This window comes from Mycobacterium sp. NPDC004974, from assembly GCF_053600815.1.
This window is the reverse complement of record NZ_JBSGAQ010000004.1, coordinates 267150-282991: the sequence shown is the minus strand read 5'-3', so window position 1 is coordinate 282991 and position 15842 is coordinate 267150. Positions and strand designations below refer to the sequence as shown.

Here is a 15842-nt window from a genome sequence, read left to right as displayed (position 1 = left end):
CATGACGATGGTCGATGTTCTGGCGGGCGGAGCGCCACCCAAGACCCAGACCACTCCCACCACCTCCGGTCGGAGGCTCGGCGACATCGGTTTGTTGGCGCCGTCGGTTCTGCTCGTCCTCGGGGTGTTCGGACTGCCGCTGGCCATCATGTTCTGGCAGGCGTTCAGCGACCCAGAACTCGGCTTCGGCAATTTCGCCTGGTATCTGGGCGATTCCGTGCAGCGCAGCGTCCTGTTGCGCACGTTCACGACGGGCCTCGAAGTCACGGTGATCTGCCTGGTGCTCGGCTATCCCTACGCCTACGCCATGGTCGCGTTCGGGCCCGCGGTCCGTATCGCACTGACCCTCATCGTGTTGGTTCCGTTCTGGACCAGCCTGATGGTGCGCACCTTCGCCTGGGTGATCCTGCTGGAGGACGGCGGGCCGCTCCAAACCCTGCTGTCGTTCGTCGGGCTGGGCAGTGTGCCGCTGCTGCGTACCAACCTGGGCGTGGTCATCGGCATGAGCCAGATCCTGTTGCCGTTCATGGTCCTGCCGTTGTATGCCGTGATGTCGGGTATCGACCGGCGGCTCGTGCTCGCATCGTCGAGTCTCGGTGCGCGACCGGTCATCTCGTTCGCGAGAATCTGGGTGCCGCTGTCGCTGCCCGGCGTCGGGGCCGGCTGCCTGATGGTTTTCATCAGCAGCCTCGGCTTCTATGTCACACCTGCGCTGCTCGGCGCTCCCGACGACGCCCTGATCAGCCAGCAGATCTACGTACAGGTCACCAGCTTGCTGGCCTGGGGCAGGGGAGGGGCCATGGGTGTGGTCCTGCTACTCGTCACCTTCCTGGTGCTTGCCGCCCTGCTGTACCTGTTGCGCCGAAACCGCAAGGAGCGCACGGCATGACACGGTATGCAAAGACGTTCTGGAATGTCCTGCTCGGGTTGTTCTGTGCGGGGGTCGGTGTGTGGTTGGTCGCACCGTCGTTGATCGTGGTGCCGCTGAGCTTCACCGATCGGCCGTCGTTCGCCTTCCCGCCGAGCGGATGGTCGACGCGCTGGTATCGCACGTTCTTCGAAGATCCAGCGTGGATCGCCGCACTGAAGGCCAGCCTGGAGGTCGGGGTCCTGGTGGCCGTCTTCGCCACCTTGTTCGGCACCGCCGCGGCGGTGGCGCTCAGCCGTACCAGGCTGGCCGGTCGGCAGGGGATACGGGCATTCCTGTTGGCTCCCATGGTCGTTCCGGTGATCGTGGTCGCCGTTGGCCTGTACGCGTTGTTCCTGCGGCTGAATCTGCTCGGTACTTTGTTCGGTTTCGTCGTCGCGCACAGCGTGCTGGCACTGCCGTTCGTCATCGTGCCGGTGATGGCCAGCCTGCAGGGATTCGACCGGCGGCTGGAGGATGCGGCCGCGATCTGCGGTGCCGGCCGCTGGACCACGTTCCGTACCGTCACACTGCCGCTGGTGGCGCCGGGGGTGCTCTCGGGCGCGCTGTTCGCGTTCGCGACGAGCTTCGACGAGGTCGTGCTGTCGCTGTTCATCCAGAGCCCGTACCTGCAGACGCTGCCGGTCAAGATGTACGCCTCGGTGACGCGCGACACCGATCCCACGATCGCTGCGGCCGCCACTCTCATCCTCGCCCTCACGACAGGTCTGACCGTCGTCGCGGGCATCTACTCGCGCAGGAGGAATCGTGTCCACTGACAACACCCCGCACGGTGCGTCGATCACCTTGCGCGGCCTGACCAAGACCTATGGGTCGGAAAAGGCTGTCGACGCCATCGACCTCGATGCGCGGCCGGGCGAGTTCCTCACCCTCCTCGGCCCCAGCGGCTCGGGTAAGACCACCACCCTCAACATGATCGCCGGCTTCGTCGACGTCACCGAGGGGGAGCTGCTGATCGACGGCCGGCCCGTCGCTGATCTCCCGCCGTACCGCCGCAACATCGGCATGGTGTTCCAGCACTACGCGCTGTTCCCGCACATGACGGTGATCGACAACGTCGAATACCCGCTGCGCCAGCGCAAGATGGCCAAAGCGGAGCGCCGCGAGAAGGTCGCCGCTGCGCTGCAGACGGTCGGCCTCGACGGTTACGGCAAGCGGATGCCTAAGGAACTGTCCGGCGGTCAGCAGCAGCGCGTCGCCTTCGCGCGGGCCATGGTCTACGAACCGCGCGTGCTGCTCATGGACGAACCGCTGGGCGCGCTGGACAAGAAACTGCGTGATTCGCTGCAACTCGAGATCAAGCGCATTCACGGTGAACTCGGCACCACGTTCGTCTACGTCACCCACGACCAGGACGAGGCGCTGGTGCTTTCGGACCGCATCGCGGTGTTCAACAAGGCGCGCATCGAGCAGATCGGTTCGCCCACCGACCTTTACGAACACCCCAAGAGCATCTTCGTGGCCCGATTCCTCGGCGAGTCGTCGCTGTTCCAGGGAAAACTGGAGGATGGGCGGGTCGTCAATGCCTATGGCCGGCGGCTCGTGGCCGGCCGGGGTGAATCGAGGCGTGGCGACTCGGTGGCCGTCGTGGTGCGGCCGGAACGGCTTCGCATCGTCACCGGCGACACCGAACCGGACGTCGTCAATGCGGTGCCGGGCACCGTGATTCAGGAGATCTACCTCGGCAACTCCCGCAAGGTCGAGGTCAGCCTGCCCGACGGCACCGTCGCGCTGGTCCGCGAGAGCGCGGACAGCATCACACCGACCCAGGCGGGGCAAAAGGTGTGGTTGACGTTCGATCCCGACGTCGCCACCATCCTGCCCGCCGACAACTGATCAACCGCACAAGTACAGGAGAACCAAGATGTCCCCCGACGGTCGCACGACCAGCGGTCTTGCCAATGACTTCGTGAACGGCAGCGTGTCGTTCTGGTATCGCGCGGCGGGCTGGCCGGAATCAAGACCGGCTCTGCCGGGTTCGCTCGAAGCCGACGTCTGCATCGTCGGTGCGGGCCTGACCGGCTTGTGGGCCGCCTACTACCTCAAGCGCGAACAGCCAGACATCCGGATTGTCATGCTGGAGAAGGAGTTCGCCGGGTTCGGGGCGTCCGGTCGCAACGGCGGATGGCTCTCCGCCGAACTTGCGGGATCCCGCGACGCCTATGCCTCTACGCACGGCCACGACGGCGTCGTCGCACTCATGCGGGCCATGCGGGGCGCCGTGGACGAGGTCATCGACGTCACGAAGTCCGAAGGCATCGACGCCGACGTGGTCAAGGACGGCGTGCTGCATGTGGCGCGCAACCAGGCGCAGATGGGCCGGCTCCGCGAATCTCTCGACTACGAGCGGAGTTGGGGTGCCACCGAGGACGACTTCGTGGTCCTCACCGGCGACGAATCCAATGCCCGCATCCGGGTCGAGCGCGCCATGGGCGCTCTGTTCACCCCGCACTGCGCGCGCGTGCAGCCGGCCAAACTCGTTCAGGGGCTGGCCCGCGTGGTGGAGGGCATGGGCGTTGCCATCTACGAGCAGACCGAAGTGACCGACGTCAAGGCCGGGCGTGCCATCACGGCCCGTGGCGATGTCCGGGCACCGGTGGTCCTGCGCTGCCTTGAGGGCTTCACCGCGACCATGCCGGGACAGCGCCGGGCGTGGCTGCCGATGAACTCCTCGATGGTGGTGACCGAACCCCTTCCGGATTCCGTTCTGCAGCAGGTCGGTTGGAACGGCGCCGAGCTCCTCGGCGACTACGCGCACGGCTACATGTATGCCCAGCGCACGGCTGACAATCGAATTGCGCTGGGCGGCCGGGGGATCCCCTACCGGTACGGTTCGGCACTCGATCATCGCGGAGCCACCCAGCAGTGGACCATCGATGCTCTGGGCGCCCTGGTGCGCGACATGTTCCCGGCGACCCGCGACGTTCCGATCGAGCACGCGTGGTGCGGGGTGCTCGGGGTGCCGCGCGACTGGACTGCCACCGTGGACTTCGACCGGGCGAGCGGGCTCGGCACCGCGGGTGGCTATGTCGGCAGCGGCCTGACCACCACCAACCTGGCCGGGCACACCCTTGCCGATCTCGTGCTCAAGCGCGACACCGCGCTCACCCGGCTGCCCTGGGTGGGGCGTCGGGTTCGAAAATGGGAGCCGGAGCCGTTGCGGTGGTTGGGAGTTCAGGCGATGTATGCGCTGTACCGGACCGCTGATCGTCGCGAGTCCACGCGTGGCCTGTCCGGCACGAGTGGGCTGGCACGTGTGGCGAACAAGATCACCGGGCGCTGACGCGATGGAGACGAGTGCGAACCTGCTTCATGTTGACGCGGACACGGTCGAAATGCCCGAGCCGCAACCGAAACCGACGAGCGTCAGCGGCCAGCTGGAATCCTCGCTCGGTGTCTGGGCCGATGCGGTGACCGATACCGGGGTGTGGGAATGCGGCCCGGGTGAGTTCAGCGCGGACCGGTCGAGTGCGACCGAGGTGTGCCACATCATCTCGGGCTCCGGCACCGTCGTCGGTGAGGACGGAACGAGCGCCGACATCAGGCCCGGCAGCCTGCTGGTCCTGCCAAAGGGGTGGCGAGGAACGTGGTTCGTCAAGGAGGCGATCCGCAAGACCTACGTCATGGTGGGTGCCTGAGGGCGTCGTTCGTCTGATGCGTCCTAAACTGGGGCCATGACCGCGAGCGCTCGGGTCGGCGAGTTCGAGGAATTGCGGCCCCATCTGCTGGCCGTGGCCTACCGGCTCACCGGAACCTTCGCCGACGCCGAGGACATCGTCCAGGATGCGTGGATCCGCTGGGAAGCCAACCAGACCACGATCGCTGACCTGCGGGCCTGGCTGACCACCGTGGTGAGCAGGCTCGGCCTGGACCGGTTGCGCTCGGCGGCGCACCGGCGCGAGGCCTACTACGGGGAATGGCTGCCGGAGCCCGTGGTGACCGGGCTCGACGCGAACGACCCACTCAACGCGGTGGTGGCCGGGGAAGACGCCCGGTTCGCCGCGATGGTGGTGTTGGAGCGGCTCACCCCCGATCAGCGCGTGGCCTTCGTGTTGCACGACGGGTTCGGCTTGCCGTTCACCGAAATCGCCGGTGTGCTCGGCGTCAGCGATGCTTCGGCCCGCCAGTTGGCCTCCCGGGCCCGTCGTGCGGTCGCGGACAATCCGCCTGCGTCGTCGGCCGACGATTTGCACAACCAGGTGGCGGGCGAGCTGATGGCCGCGCTGGCGTCGGGGGAGCTCGACGCCGTCGTGCGGTTGCTGCATCCCGACGTCACGTTCACCGGCGATTCGAACCGTCGTGCCCCGACGGCTGCCCGCGTCATCCACGGGCCGGACAAGGTGGCCCGGTTCATCCTCGGACTGTCCAAGCGCTACGGGCCGAATTGGTTGGCGGGCAGTCAATTTGCGCTCGTCAACGGTCAGTTGGGCCTCTACACCACAGGGGCGCCGGCCGGTGACGGCTACCCCGAGATGATGCCCCGGGTCACGGTCTTCACGGTGCGGGACGGCTTGGTCTGCGCGGTCTGGGACATCGCCAACCCCGACAAGTTCACCGGATCCCCGCTGAGAGGTGCACAGTGATGCCGAACGAGCCCGGAACCCTGGCGCACACGTTCAGCCGAATGATGTTCCGCGGCATGGACAAGATGCGCCACCGCGATGCCTTCGACATCGGACCGGCCACCGCGAGCACCTTCGCCGGGTTCGGGAACTACCGGCAGATCGTGTTGGTGACCTTCAAGAAATCGGGGGAGGCGGTGCCCAGCCCGATCAACCACGGCATCGCTGACGGCAAGCTCTACGCGCGCACCGATGCGTCGACCGGGAAGGTCAAACGCATCCGTAACAATCCGGATGTCCTTGTGGTGGCGAGCAGCCTGCGCGGCAAGCCCATCGGCCCCGTGGTGGCCGGCGTGGCGCGCATCCTGCCCGAGGCAGAACACGCGCATGCCAACGCCGTGATCGCCGCCAACTGGAGCTCACCCATGAAGCTGCTCGAGCGCAGCCTCGATGTGAGTAGTCAGACCCTGGGTGTGCCAATGGCTTTCATCGAGATCACGCCCGCCGAGGCGTGACAGCATCCGGCGTCACAAGACGTACGGGATCAACGCTTTGCGGTCGGTGGGGTACTCGGGAAACTTCTCCTGATACCAGTCGTGGGTGCCCAGCGCCCGGGGGATCAGGTTGCCCGCGGTGATCAACAGGATGGCAACCCCGGGCAAGGCCCAGGTCAGTATTGCGAAGCCGGACCAGGCGATGATCTCGCCCAGATAGGCCGGGCTGGTGACGAACCGGAAGCCGCCGCCGAACGGGATCCGGTATTCGGCAGCACCCGGGTTGTTCTTGTCGCGCAGGTTCCGCACGATCGATTCGGAATTGACCAGTAGCGCGAACCCACCCAGGTAGATCACCAACCCCACCAGGAATCGCGGGTCGGTCAGCCACTCGGTGGTGTACTGCCCGAAGAAGTCCTGGCTGAACAGGGTTCCGTTGAGGTAGCCGTGCATGGAGGTGACGAGCATGCCCATCACGATCACCGAGACGTTGAACGTGCCGCGCTTGCCGGGCACCTGGCGGATCGCGAGCGGGAAGAACCAACCGCGGTTGGCGTAGTGCAGCAGCCAGATCCCCGCGAGCACCAGGGACGTCGGCTCGAATCGGTTCGGCCCGGCCAGGTAGCTGATCAAGAACACCACGGTGGCGGGGATCTCCATCAGCCACCAGCCGAGCTTCGGGTTGAGGTTCAAGCCGAGTTTCGTCGTCGAGAAGCGCCCGTAGGAACTCTGTGCGAAGAAACCGCCGATGATCACGAATGCCGCGAACGCGAAGGCCGCGGTCAGCACCGTGTCATAGAACGTGTTGCCGGTGTACCAGTGCATGGCTGATTCCTAGGTGAGCTGGCGGTTTCAGCGGCTGCCGCCGCTATTTCTGTAACGTGTTCTACCACCCTGGCTCAGCCTGATGCCAGCGACACGGTCACTGGGCCCACGGAACGCGGCATGCATCTCCGGAGTTGAAGCCCTGCTCGGTGATGCCCAGTGCCGAGTACATCCGGGACCGCATGTTCTCCACGCCGATCTGGTAGGTCAGCTCGATCACGCCGTCGTCGCCGAAACGCCGGCGTAGGTCGGCCACCTGCTCGTCGGTGACGGTGTGCGGGTCTGTCGTCATCGCATTGGCGTAGGCGATGGCGGCGCGCTCGTCATCGGTGAACAGTGGCGACGTGGCGTAATCGTCGATCGACTTGAGCCGTTCGACGTCGAGGTTCTCCAGCCTCATCAGCATGGAGCCGAAGTCCACACACCACGAGCAGCCGACGGTGCGGGCGGTCCAGAACACCGCGAGCTCGCGGACCGTAGCGGGCAGCTTCTTGGAGCCGCCCTGCAGCAGCATCTCGTGGACGCCGTTGGCGACCAGCAGACGCGGGTGGTTTGCGGCCACGGCGAACGGTTCAGGGACCTCACCGAACTGGCGCTTGGCGTACCAGTACATGGCGCGGGTCAGCAGGCCGGCCTGTTTGGGGGTGACGGCGGGAATTCGTGTCTTGGTCTCGGTCATACGAGTTAGACGAGGCAGCCCCGCAATGTGTGACAGTGCAAAACGGGCGCCGACTCTGCGCTCAGATCGTGATTCCCCTCGAAAACACGATCTGAGCGCAGAATCGACGCCCGGTAAGCAGCGTCGGCGACGAGACCTAGCGCGCGAACATCAGCGCGCGCTTGACCTCCTGGATCGCCTGGGTCACCTGGATGCCACGCGGGCAGGCCTCGGTGCAGTTGAACGTGGTGCGGCAGCGCCACACACCGTCGACCTCGTTGAGGATGTCCAACCGCTCGGCGGCCGCCTCGTCACGCGAATCGAAGATGAACCGGTGTGCGTTGACGATCGCGGCCGGGCCGAAGTACGACCCCTCGCTCCAGTACACGGGGCAGCTGGTGGTGCAGCACGCGCACAGGATGCACTTGGTGGTGTCGTCGTAGCGGGCCCGGTCGGTGGCGCTCTGGATGCGCTCCTTGGTGGGCGGGTTGCCACTGGTGATCAGGTACGGCTTCACGGCGCGGTAGGCGTCGAAGAACGGCTCCATGTCCACCACGAGGTCCTTCTCCACGGGCAGGCCGCGGATCGGCTCGATGGTGATGGTGAGCTGCTTGCCCGCTTTCTTGGGCAGCAGGTCACGCATGAGCACCTTGCAGGCCAGCCGGTTCACGCCGTTGATCCGCATGGCATCCGAGCCGCACACGCCGTGGGCGCAGGAGCGCCGGAAGGTCAGCGTGCCGTCCAGGTAGCCCTTTACGTACAGCAGCAGGTTCAGCAGCCGGTCCGAGGGCAGGCAGGGAACCCGGAAGCTCTGCCAACCCGCGGCGTCGGGGTTCTCGGGGTTGAACCGGGCGATCTTGAGGGTGACCATGACCGCGCCCTCGGGGACGGGGGGCAGCTCCGGGTCGCCGGCTTCGGGCTTGTCGATGACTGGGGCGCTCATCAGTACTTCCGCTCCATCGGCTCGTAGCGGGTCTGGACCACGGGCTTGTAATCCAGGCGGATGTCGGAGAGCAGCTCGTTGCCCTCCTTGTAGGCCATGGTGTGCCGCATGTAGTTGGTGTCGTCGCGGTCGGGGTAGTCCTCACGCGCGTGTCCGCCGCGGGACTCCTTGCGGTTGAGCGCACCGACCACCGTCACCTCGGCCAGCTCCAGCAGGAAGCCCAGCTCGATGGCTTCGAGCAGGTCGCTGTTGTAGCGCTTGCCCTTGTCGTGCACCGTGATTCGGCTGTACCGCTCCTTGAGTGCGTGGATGTCGGTCAGCGCCTGCTTGAGCGTTTCCTCGGTGCGGAACACCGCGGCGTTGTTGTCCATCGACTGCTGTAGGGCAGTGCGGATGTCGGCGACGCGCTCGTGGCCGTGCTCGGACAGGATGTCGCCGACCCAGCCCACGACCATGTCGGCCGGGTTCTCCGGCAGGTCGACGTGATTGTGGTTGGCGGCGTACTCCGCGGCGGCGATACCGGCACGGCGGCCGAACACGTTGATGTCCAGCAGCGAGTTGGTGCCCAGACGGTTGGCGCCGTGCACCGACACACACGCACATTCACCGGCGGCGTACAGACCTGGGATGACGTTGGTGTTGTCGCGCAGCACCTGGCCGTGGATCGTGGTCGGGATACCGCCCATGACGTAGTGGCAGGTCGGGTAGACCGGCACCAGTTCGGTCACCGGGTCCACACCCAGGTAGGTGCGGGCGAACTCGGTGATGTCGGGCAGCTTGGCTTCCAGCACGTCCTCGCCGAGGTGACGCACGTCGATGTAGACGTAGTCCTTGTTCGGTCCGGCGCCGCGGCCTTCGAGCACCTCGAGCACCATCGACCGGGCGACGATGTCACGCGGCGCGAGGTCGACGATCGTGGGCGCGTAGCGCTCCATGAACCGCTCGCCCTCGCCGTTGAGCAACCGGCCGCCCTCGCCGCGAACGGCCTCGGAGATCAGGATGCCCAGGCCGGCCAGGCCTGTCGGGTGGAACTGGTGGAACTCCATGTCTTCCAAGGGAAGTCCCTTGCGGAAGATGATGCCCAGCCCGTCACCGGTCAGCGTGTGGGCGTTGGAGGTGGTCTTGTACATCCGGCCCGAACCGCCGGTGGCGAAGACGACCGCCTTGGCGTGGAAAATGTGGATGTCGCCGGTCGCCAGCTCGTAGGCGATGACGCCGGTGGCCACCGGGCCCGCCGGGGTGTCGGTCAGGGCGATGTCCAGCGCGTAGAACTCGTTGAAGAACTCCACGTCGTGCTTGACGCAGTTTTGGTACAGCGTCTGCAGGATCATGTGGCCGGTGCGGTCGGCGGCGTAACAGGCCCGGCGCACCGGAGCCTTGCCGTGGTCGCGGGTGTGCCCGCCGAAGCGACGCTGGTCGATGCGGCCCTCTGGCGTCCGGTTGAACGGCATGCCCATCTTCTCGAGGTCCAGCACCGCGTCGATGGCCTCTTTGGCCATGATCTCGACGGCGTCCTGGTCAGCGAGGTAGTCGCCACCCTTGACGGTGTCGAAGGTGTGCCACTCCCAGTTGTCCTCTTCGACGTTGGCCAGCGCGGCGCACATGCCGCCCTGTGCCGCGCCGGTGTGGGAGCGCGTCGGGTACAGCTTGGTCAGCACGGCGGTACGGACGCGCGGACCGGCCTCGACGGCCGCGCGCATGCCGGCGCCGCCGGCACCGACGATGACGACGTCGTAGCGATGTTCCTGAATCATTGGTTAGCCCCCAATATTCGGGTCGAAGGTGACCAGGACGTAGGTGCCCAGAACCAACGTGAACCCTGTCGCCAGCAGCAGCAGCGAATTCAGGTAGAACTTCGTGACGTTCTTACGGGCGTAGTCGCCGATGATGGTGCGCAGGCCGTTGGCCCCGTGGATCATCGCGAGCCACAGCAGTGCCATATCCCAGATCTGCCAGAACGGGGAGGCCCAGCGCTGTGCGACATAGTTGAAGTCGATGCGGTACACGCCGTCCTGCCACATCAGCATGATGAACAGGTGGCCGAGCGCCAGGAACACGAGTGCCAGACCCGAGAACCGCATGAACAGCCAGGCGTACTTCTCGAAGTACGGAATGCCGCGGGGACGACGGGGCGCGCGGGGGTGATCCAGCGCGGCCGGTCGGTCGTGTTCGCGTTCCAACACCGGTGCCGGACGGCCCAACCTCGACTCGCCCGCTCCTGGCGCGCTCACAGGAACCGCTCCGCCATGTGCATACCGAGAACTCCTAGTGCTGCGATGAGGACCACGGCAAAGACGCCGACGGCGACCGCGAGCATCTGCCGCTGGTAGCGGGGACCCTGCTGCCAGAAGTCGATGAGGATGACGCGGATGCCATTCAGTGCGTGGAACAGCACTGCGGCGACCAGGCCCATCTCCATCAATCCGACGATGGGGGTCTTGTACGTCTCGATGACCTCGTTGTAGGCCTGCGGGCTCACCCGGACCAACGCGGTATCTAGGACGTGTACGAACAGGAAGAAGAAGATCGTGGCACCGGTAATACGGTGCAGCACCCAGGACCACATTCCCGGATCACCGCGATAAAGGGTGCGCCGTCGTGCTTTCCTGGGTTGCGGAGCCGGTACCTCCGTCTGAGTACTCATCGGGCCCTCCAACGCCATCGGTGGGACGTCTGGGACTGCCTGTTAATTAGCCCCAAACCTCGGGGCGACTCTAAACCCATTTGTAGTGGCGAACGAATTACGGTTGAGCAGTTCGGCCCGCTGAACACACAAAAGTTAGGCTTACCTATCTTAATGTACGGGTCGGGAATTGGGGTTTCGGAATGCATTCAGAACCTACGTCCGGGGTTGTCGCATGACGATCGACATCGACTGGAATCTCTTGCGTAACAAGGCAATCGAAGTTTCAACCCGCGCCTACGCGCCTTATTCGGGCTTTCCGGTGGGGGCGGCGGCTCTGGTTGACGACGGTCGGATCGTGGCCGGATGCAATGTGGAGAATGTCTCATATGGCCTAGGTCTCTGTGCCGAGTGCGCTGTGGCCTGCGCCCTGCATTCCGGGGGCGGCGGAAGGCTCGTCGCGCTGGTGTGTGTGGGCCCCGACGGCGGTCTGCTGATGCCTTGCGGGCGCTGCCGGCAGGTGTTGCTCGAACACGGTGGGCCGGAGCTGCTCATCGACCACCCGAACGGCGCGCGACCGCTGCGTGAGCTGCTTCCCGACGCCTTCGGGCCCGATGATCTGATGCGCGGGTAAGGCCAAGTGGTCCAACAACTCCGGGGCCCCGCTAGTTACCGGCGAGTAGGTTGACGGCCATGCCTCATCTCGACGCGCCGACCGTCATCCGGACCAAGCGTGACGGCGGTGTGCTGTCCGACGCCGCAATCGACTGGGTGATCGACGGCTACACCCACGGCCGGGTCGCCGACGAGCAGATGTCGGCGCTGCTGATGGCGATCTTCCTGAAAGGCATGGCACCGGCCGAGATCGCCCGCTGGACGGCGGCCATGGTCGACTCCGGAGAGCGGTTCGACTTCACCGATCTTCGTCGTGACGGAAAGCCGCTTGCCCTGGTGGACAAGCACTCCACCGGTGGGGTGGGGGACAAGATCACCATCCCGCTGCTGCCGGTCGTGATGGCCTGCGGTGCCGCCGTTCCGCAGGCGGCCGGGCGCGGGCTCGGGCACACCGGGGGAACGCTCGACAAGCTGGAGGCGATCCCGGGATTCACCGCGGAGCTGTCGAAAGCCCAGATCCGGCAACAACTTCGGGACATCGGTGCGGCGGTGTTCGCGGCGGGCGAGCTGGCGCCGGCAGACCGCAAGATCTACGCGCTGCGCGATGTCACCGGCACCACCGAATCGTTGCCGCTGATCGCGAGTTCGGTGATGAGCAAGAAACTGGCCGAGGGCGCGCGATCCCTGGTCCTGGACGTCAAGGTCGGTCGCGGTGCATTCCTCAAGGCCGAGGCCGAGTCGCGTGAGCTGGCGACCACCATGGTCGGCCTGGGCAATGCCAACGGAGTCCCGACCCGGGCCCTGCTCACCGACATGAACTGCCCGCTGGGCCGGACCGTCGGCAACTCGGTGGAGGTCACCGAATCGGTGGAGGTCCTGGCCGGCGGCGGGCCGTCCGACGTCGTCGCGCTGACGCTGGCGCTGGCGACGGAGATGCTCGACGCGGCCGGTATCGACGGCGCCGACCCGGCCGAGACCCTGCGGGACGGCAGCGCCATGGATTGCTTCCGTGCGCTGGTGGCGGCCCAGGGCGGGGACCTGAGCCGCCCGCTGCCCATCGGGGCGGCCAGCGAGACCGTGACGGCCCCGCACGGCGGCTTCATGGGCGATCTCGACGCCATGGGTGTGGCGCTGGCGGCCTGGAGGCTGGGTGCCGGCCGCGCTCAGCCGGGTGAACCGGTGCAGTTCGGTGCGGGCGTGCGGATCCACCGCAAGCCGGGGGAGCCGGTGGCCACGGGGGAGGCGCTGTTCACGCTGTACACCGACACCGCCGAACGGCTGCCCGGCGCGCTCGCCGAACTCGACGGTGCCTGGACCGTCGGCGACGCCGCGCCGACGCAGCGGGCATTGATCATCGACCGGATCGGCTGACGCCCCAGGATCGAGCCACGGGAACAACCGGGCCCGCCGAACGGGTTCTTCGTTGGACCATGAGAGCAGTCATCTATCGCCGCACCGGAAACGCCGACGAGGTTCTGGAACTGGTCGAGCGCGACCTGCCCGAGGTCCGCCCCGGGCAGGTGCTGGTCCGGGTCGCGGTATCCGGTGTGAATCCGACCGACTGCCGAAGCCGGTCGGGTGAATCGTCGGACATGAAGTTCGCCGAACAGGTGCCCAACCAGGACGGGGCCGGTGTCGTCACCGCCGTCGCCGACGGCGTCACCAACGTCCGTGTCGGACAACGGGTGTGGTTGTGGGAGGTGGCTTTCGACCGGCCGGCGGGGACGGCGCAGGAATACGTTGCGGTGCCCGCCCGGCACGTGGTGCCGCTTCCCGACGGTGTGAGTCTGGACGTGGGCGCCTGCCTGGGCATCCCGGCTTTGACCGCCCACCGTGCGCTCACCTCGGCCGAACGCGGCCCACATGAGTTGGCACCCGGGGCGCTCGCCGGGGCCTCGGTTCTCGTTCACGGCGGAGCCGGCGCCGTCGGCCACGCCGCGATCCAACTGGCAGCCTGGGCGGGCGCCACCGTCATCGCCACGGTGAGCGGTCCGCAGAAGGCGCTACTGGCCCGCAATGCCGGTGCGGACCACGTCATCGACTATCGCGCCGGCGACGTCGTAGCCGAGGTTCTGGCGATATCGCCGGGCGGAGTGAGTCACATCGTCGAGGTGGACCTGGCCGCCAATCTGGATGCTGACGTCAATGTCATTGCCCCGCACGGCAATATCAACGTCTACAGCTACCGTCCGGGCGACGTGGTGCCGCTTCCGTCGCCGGCCATCCTCAGGAAGAACGCCCAGATCGGTTTCACCTACACCTACGGCACCGACCCCGAGTACAAGGACGCCGCGTTGCGTGATGTCAACGCCGCGGTCGCCGCAGGCGCCATGGGGGTCGGTGCCGAGCACGGACTGCCGATCCATCGCTACGACCTCGGTCACACCGCGGATGCGCATGCCGCCGTAGAGCAGGGTCTGGTCGGAAAGGCCCTCATCGACGTGTGCGTGCATGGCAGACTCTGACGATGACCGTGGTGGTGAAAAACGACCTCATCGACGGGATCCTGGACCGCTTCGCGGTACCGCCGAACTATCGTAACCATGTCTACCGCGGACTGAACTACCAGCTGAAACTACTTGGTACTGAAGAGGTTTCGAACGACATTGCGCTGGCCTGGGCCCTGCACGACATCGGCCTGTTCACCGCCGGTTGGGACTATCTGGGACCTTCGGTGAAACTCGTCGACGAACTTGCCGGCGACTACGACGTCGACGACGTCGCACGGGTACGGCAAATGGTCGAGCAGCACCACAAGCTGCGGCCATGCCGGGACACCTGGGTGGAGAGTTTCCGCATCGCCGACCGGATCGACGTGACGCGGGGCGCGCTGGCCGGTGGTCTGGACCGGGCGGCCGTCGCAGAGGTCGTCGCGGCACATCCCTATGAGGGTTTCCACGGTTTTCTGCTGCGCACCGCCGCGGGCTGGGCGGCGCGCCACCCGCTTCGGCCCATGCCGATGATGCGCTGGTGACCTGACCGGCCGCCGTGCCGCCAACCCCTGGATGCGCGCGGGTGGGCCGGTATTGGCCTGATCGTCATCAGCAACGGCGTGGTTTCCTCGGCGCAGGTCCGCCGGCGTCGCGCATGATGGGGACATGAGTACGCCGCTGACTCTGGACAAGATCCAGCACGCTCCCAAGGCCCTGCTGCACGACCACCTCGACGGCGGACTGCGACCGTCTACGGTGCTCGACCTGGCTGGTCAGCTGGGCTATGACGATCTGCCGGCCACCGAGGTCGACGAGCTGGCCACGTTCTTCCGCACGGCCGCCCACAGCGGCTCGTTGGTGCGCTACCTGGAGCCGTTCGCCCACACCGTCGGAGTCATGCAGACCCCCGAGGCGCTGCATCGCGTCGCGTTCGAATGCGTCGAGGATCTGGCCGCGGACAACGTCGTCTATGCGGAGGTCCGGTTCGCTCCCGAGTTGCACATCGATCGGGGTCTGTCGCTCGACGATGTGGTCGATGCCGTGCTGGCCGGTTTTGCCGACGGCGAGAAGGCGGCCTCGGCCGAGGGGCGCACCATCACGGTGCGCTGCCTGGTCACCGCGATGCGCCACGCCGCACGCTCCCGTGAGATCGCCGAACTGGCAATCCGATTCCGGGACAAAGGCGTTGTCGGCTTCGACATCGCCGGGGCCGAGGCCGGCTACCCGCCCACGCGTCACCTCGACGCGTTCGAGTACATGCGAGGTAACAACGCGCGCTTCACGATTCACGCCGGTGAGGCGTTCGGTCTTCCGTCGATCCACGAGGCGATCGCGTTCTGCGGGGCGGACCGGCTCGGGCACGGGGTGCGCATCGTCGACGACATCACCGAACTCGACGACGGATCGCAACAGTTGGGCCGGCTGGCATCCATCTTGCGCGACAAGCGAATTCCACTCGAGATGTGCCCGAGTAGCAACGTACAGACCGGGGCGGCATCCAGTATCGCCGAGCATCCGTTCGACCGGCTGGCGCGGCTGCGGTTCCGGGTGACGGTCAACACCGACAACCGGCTGATGAGCGACACCACCATGAGCCAGGAGATGCTGCGCCTCGTCGAGGCCTTCGGCTACGGCTGGAGTGACCTGGAGCGGTTCACCATCAACGCGATGAAGTCGGCCTTCATCCCGTTCGACGAGCGGCTCGCACTGATCGACGAGGTGATCAAACCCCGGTACGCGGTACTGGTCGGCTGAGCGATTG

The 15842-nt window shown here is 66.3% G+C and carries 17 protein-coding genes and 1 pseudogene; 12 read left to right on the top strand and 6 right to left on the bottom strand.

Annotated elements, in window-relative coordinates; all coding sequences use genetic code 11:
• Window position 1 precedes the first annotated feature (1 nt).
• The 7 genes from ACWEFV_RS12230 to ACWEFV_RS12200 are packed head-to-tail and all read left to right on the top strand — an operon-like array spanning window position 2 to window position 6005.
• Complete coding sequence (locus ACWEFV_RS12230) at window positions 2-889, top strand: ABC transporter permease (protein ID WP_418032247.1); 888 nt, start codon at window positions 2-4, stop codon at window positions 887-889.
• Window positions 886-1686, top strand: coding sequence for an ABC transporter permease (locus tag ACWEFV_RS12225; protein WP_450070361.1), 801 nt, complete (start codon window positions 886-888; stop codon window positions 1684-1686). Before ACWEFV_RS12230 ends, ACWEFV_RS12225 begins: the two co-directional genes overlap by 4 nt.
• Window positions 1676-2764 (top strand): ABC transporter ATP-binding protein, encoded by a 1089-nt coding sequence (locus ACWEFV_RS12220; RefSeq protein ID WP_450070360.1) that lies wholly within the window; start codon window positions 1676-1678, stop codon window positions 2762-2764. Before ACWEFV_RS12225 ends, ACWEFV_RS12220 begins: the two co-directional genes overlap by 11 nt.
• A gap of 28 nt (window positions 2765-2792) precedes the next feature.
• Window positions 2793-4211, top strand: a complete 1419-nt coding sequence (locus ACWEFV_RS12215) for an NAD(P)/FAD-dependent oxidoreductase (RefSeq protein WP_450070359.1) — start codon at window positions 2793-2795, stop codon at window positions 4209-4211.
• 4 nt (window positions 4212-4215) lie between these two features.
• Window positions 4216-4566: a cupin domain-containing protein gene (locus ACWEFV_RS12210; RefSeq protein WP_450070358.1), complete on the top strand. Its 351-nt coding sequence runs from the start codon at window positions 4216-4218 to the stop codon at window positions 4564-4566.
• A gap of 36 nt (window positions 4567-4602) precedes the next feature.
• Window positions 4603-5511, top strand: coding sequence for a sigma-70 family RNA polymerase sigma factor (locus ACWEFV_RS12205; protein ID WP_450070357.1), 909 nt, complete (start codon window positions 4603-4605; stop codon window positions 5509-5511).
• Window positions 5511-6005 (top strand): PPOX class F420-dependent oxidoreductase, encoded by a 495-nt coding sequence (locus tag ACWEFV_RS12200; protein ID WP_450070356.1) that lies wholly within the window; start codon window positions 5511-5513, stop codon window positions 6003-6005. The genes ACWEFV_RS12205 and ACWEFV_RS12200 overlap by 1 nt, the downstream gene beginning before the upstream one ends.
• A 12-nt stretch (window positions 6006-6017) precedes the next feature.
• Here ACWEFV_RS12200 and ACWEFV_RS12195 read toward each other — a convergent pair whose 3' ends face one another.
• The 6 genes and pseudogenes from ACWEFV_RS12195 to sdhC all read right to left on the bottom strand — a co-directional run bounded on the left by ACWEFV_RS12195 (window position 6018) and on the right by sdhC (window position 11054).
• Complete coding sequence (locus ACWEFV_RS12195; RefSeq protein ID WP_450070355.1) at window positions 6018-6809, bottom strand: 3-oxo-5-alpha-steroid 4-dehydrogenase; 792 nt, start codon at window positions 6807-6809, stop codon at window positions 6018-6020.
• Window positions 6810-6906: 97 nt separating this feature from the next.
• A pseudogene (locus tag ACWEFV_RS12190) lies at window positions 6907-7512 on the bottom strand (carboxymuconolactone decarboxylase family protein); the annotation flags it as partial.
• Between the two features lie 112 nt (window positions 7513-7624).
• A complete protein-coding gene (locus ACWEFV_RS12185) occupies window positions 7625-8410 on the bottom strand; it encodes a succinate dehydrogenase iron-sulfur subunit (RefSeq protein WP_135453118.1) in 786 nt (261 codons plus the stop codon).
• Window positions 8410-10164 carry a succinate dehydrogenase flavoprotein subunit gene (sdhA, locus tag ACWEFV_RS12180; RefSeq protein WP_135453119.1) on the bottom strand — a complete coding sequence of 585 codons (1755 nt, stop codon included), beginning with the start codon at window positions 10162-10164 and terminating at the stop codon, window positions 8410-8412. The genes ACWEFV_RS12185 and sdhA overlap by 1 nt, the downstream gene beginning before the upstream one ends.
• 3 nt (window positions 10165-10167) lie before the next feature.
• A complete protein-coding gene (locus ACWEFV_RS12175) occupies window positions 10168-10641 on the bottom strand; it encodes a succinate dehydrogenase hydrophobic membrane anchor subunit (RefSeq protein WP_135453120.1) in 474 nt (157 codons plus the stop codon).
• Window positions 10638-11054 (bottom strand): succinate dehydrogenase, cytochrome b556 subunit, encoded by a 417-nt coding sequence (gene sdhC / locus ACWEFV_RS12170; protein ID WP_084621995.1) that lies wholly within the window; start codon window positions 11052-11054, stop codon window positions 10638-10640. Before sdhC ends, ACWEFV_RS12175 begins: the two co-directional genes overlap by 4 nt.
• A gap of 214 nt (window positions 11055-11268) precedes the next feature.
• On the opposite strand from sdhC, the gene ACWEFV_RS12165 reads away from it, so the two are divergent.
• The 5 genes from ACWEFV_RS12165 to ACWEFV_RS12145 all read left to right on the top strand — a co-directional run bounded on the left by ACWEFV_RS12165 (window position 11269) and on the right by ACWEFV_RS12145 (window position 15835).
• Window positions 11269-11667, top strand: coding sequence for a cytidine deaminase (locus ACWEFV_RS12165; protein WP_167857758.1), 399 nt, complete (start codon window positions 11269-11271; stop codon window positions 11665-11667).
• 59 nt (window positions 11668-11726) lie between these two features.
• Window positions 11727-13019: a thymidine phosphorylase gene (locus tag ACWEFV_RS12160; protein ID WP_450070354.1), complete on the top strand. Its 1293-nt coding sequence runs from the start codon at window positions 11727-11729 to the stop codon at window positions 13017-13019.
• 59 nt (window positions 13020-13078) lie between these two features.
• Window positions 13079-14113, top strand: coding sequence for an NADPH:quinone reductase (locus tag ACWEFV_RS12155; RefSeq protein WP_450070353.1), 1035 nt, complete (start codon window positions 13079-13081; stop codon window positions 14111-14113).
• 2 nt (window positions 14114-14115) lie between these two features.
• A complete protein-coding gene (locus ACWEFV_RS12150) occupies window positions 14116-14622 on the top strand; it encodes a hypothetical protein (protein ID WP_450070352.1) in 507 nt (168 codons plus the stop codon).
• Between the two features lie 124 nt (window positions 14623-14746).
• Window positions 14747-15835: an adenosine deaminase gene (locus ACWEFV_RS12145; protein ID WP_450070351.1), complete on the top strand. Its 1089-nt coding sequence runs from the start codon at window positions 14747-14749 to the stop codon at window positions 15833-15835.
• The last annotated feature ends 7 nt before the right edge of the window (window positions 15836-15842 follow it).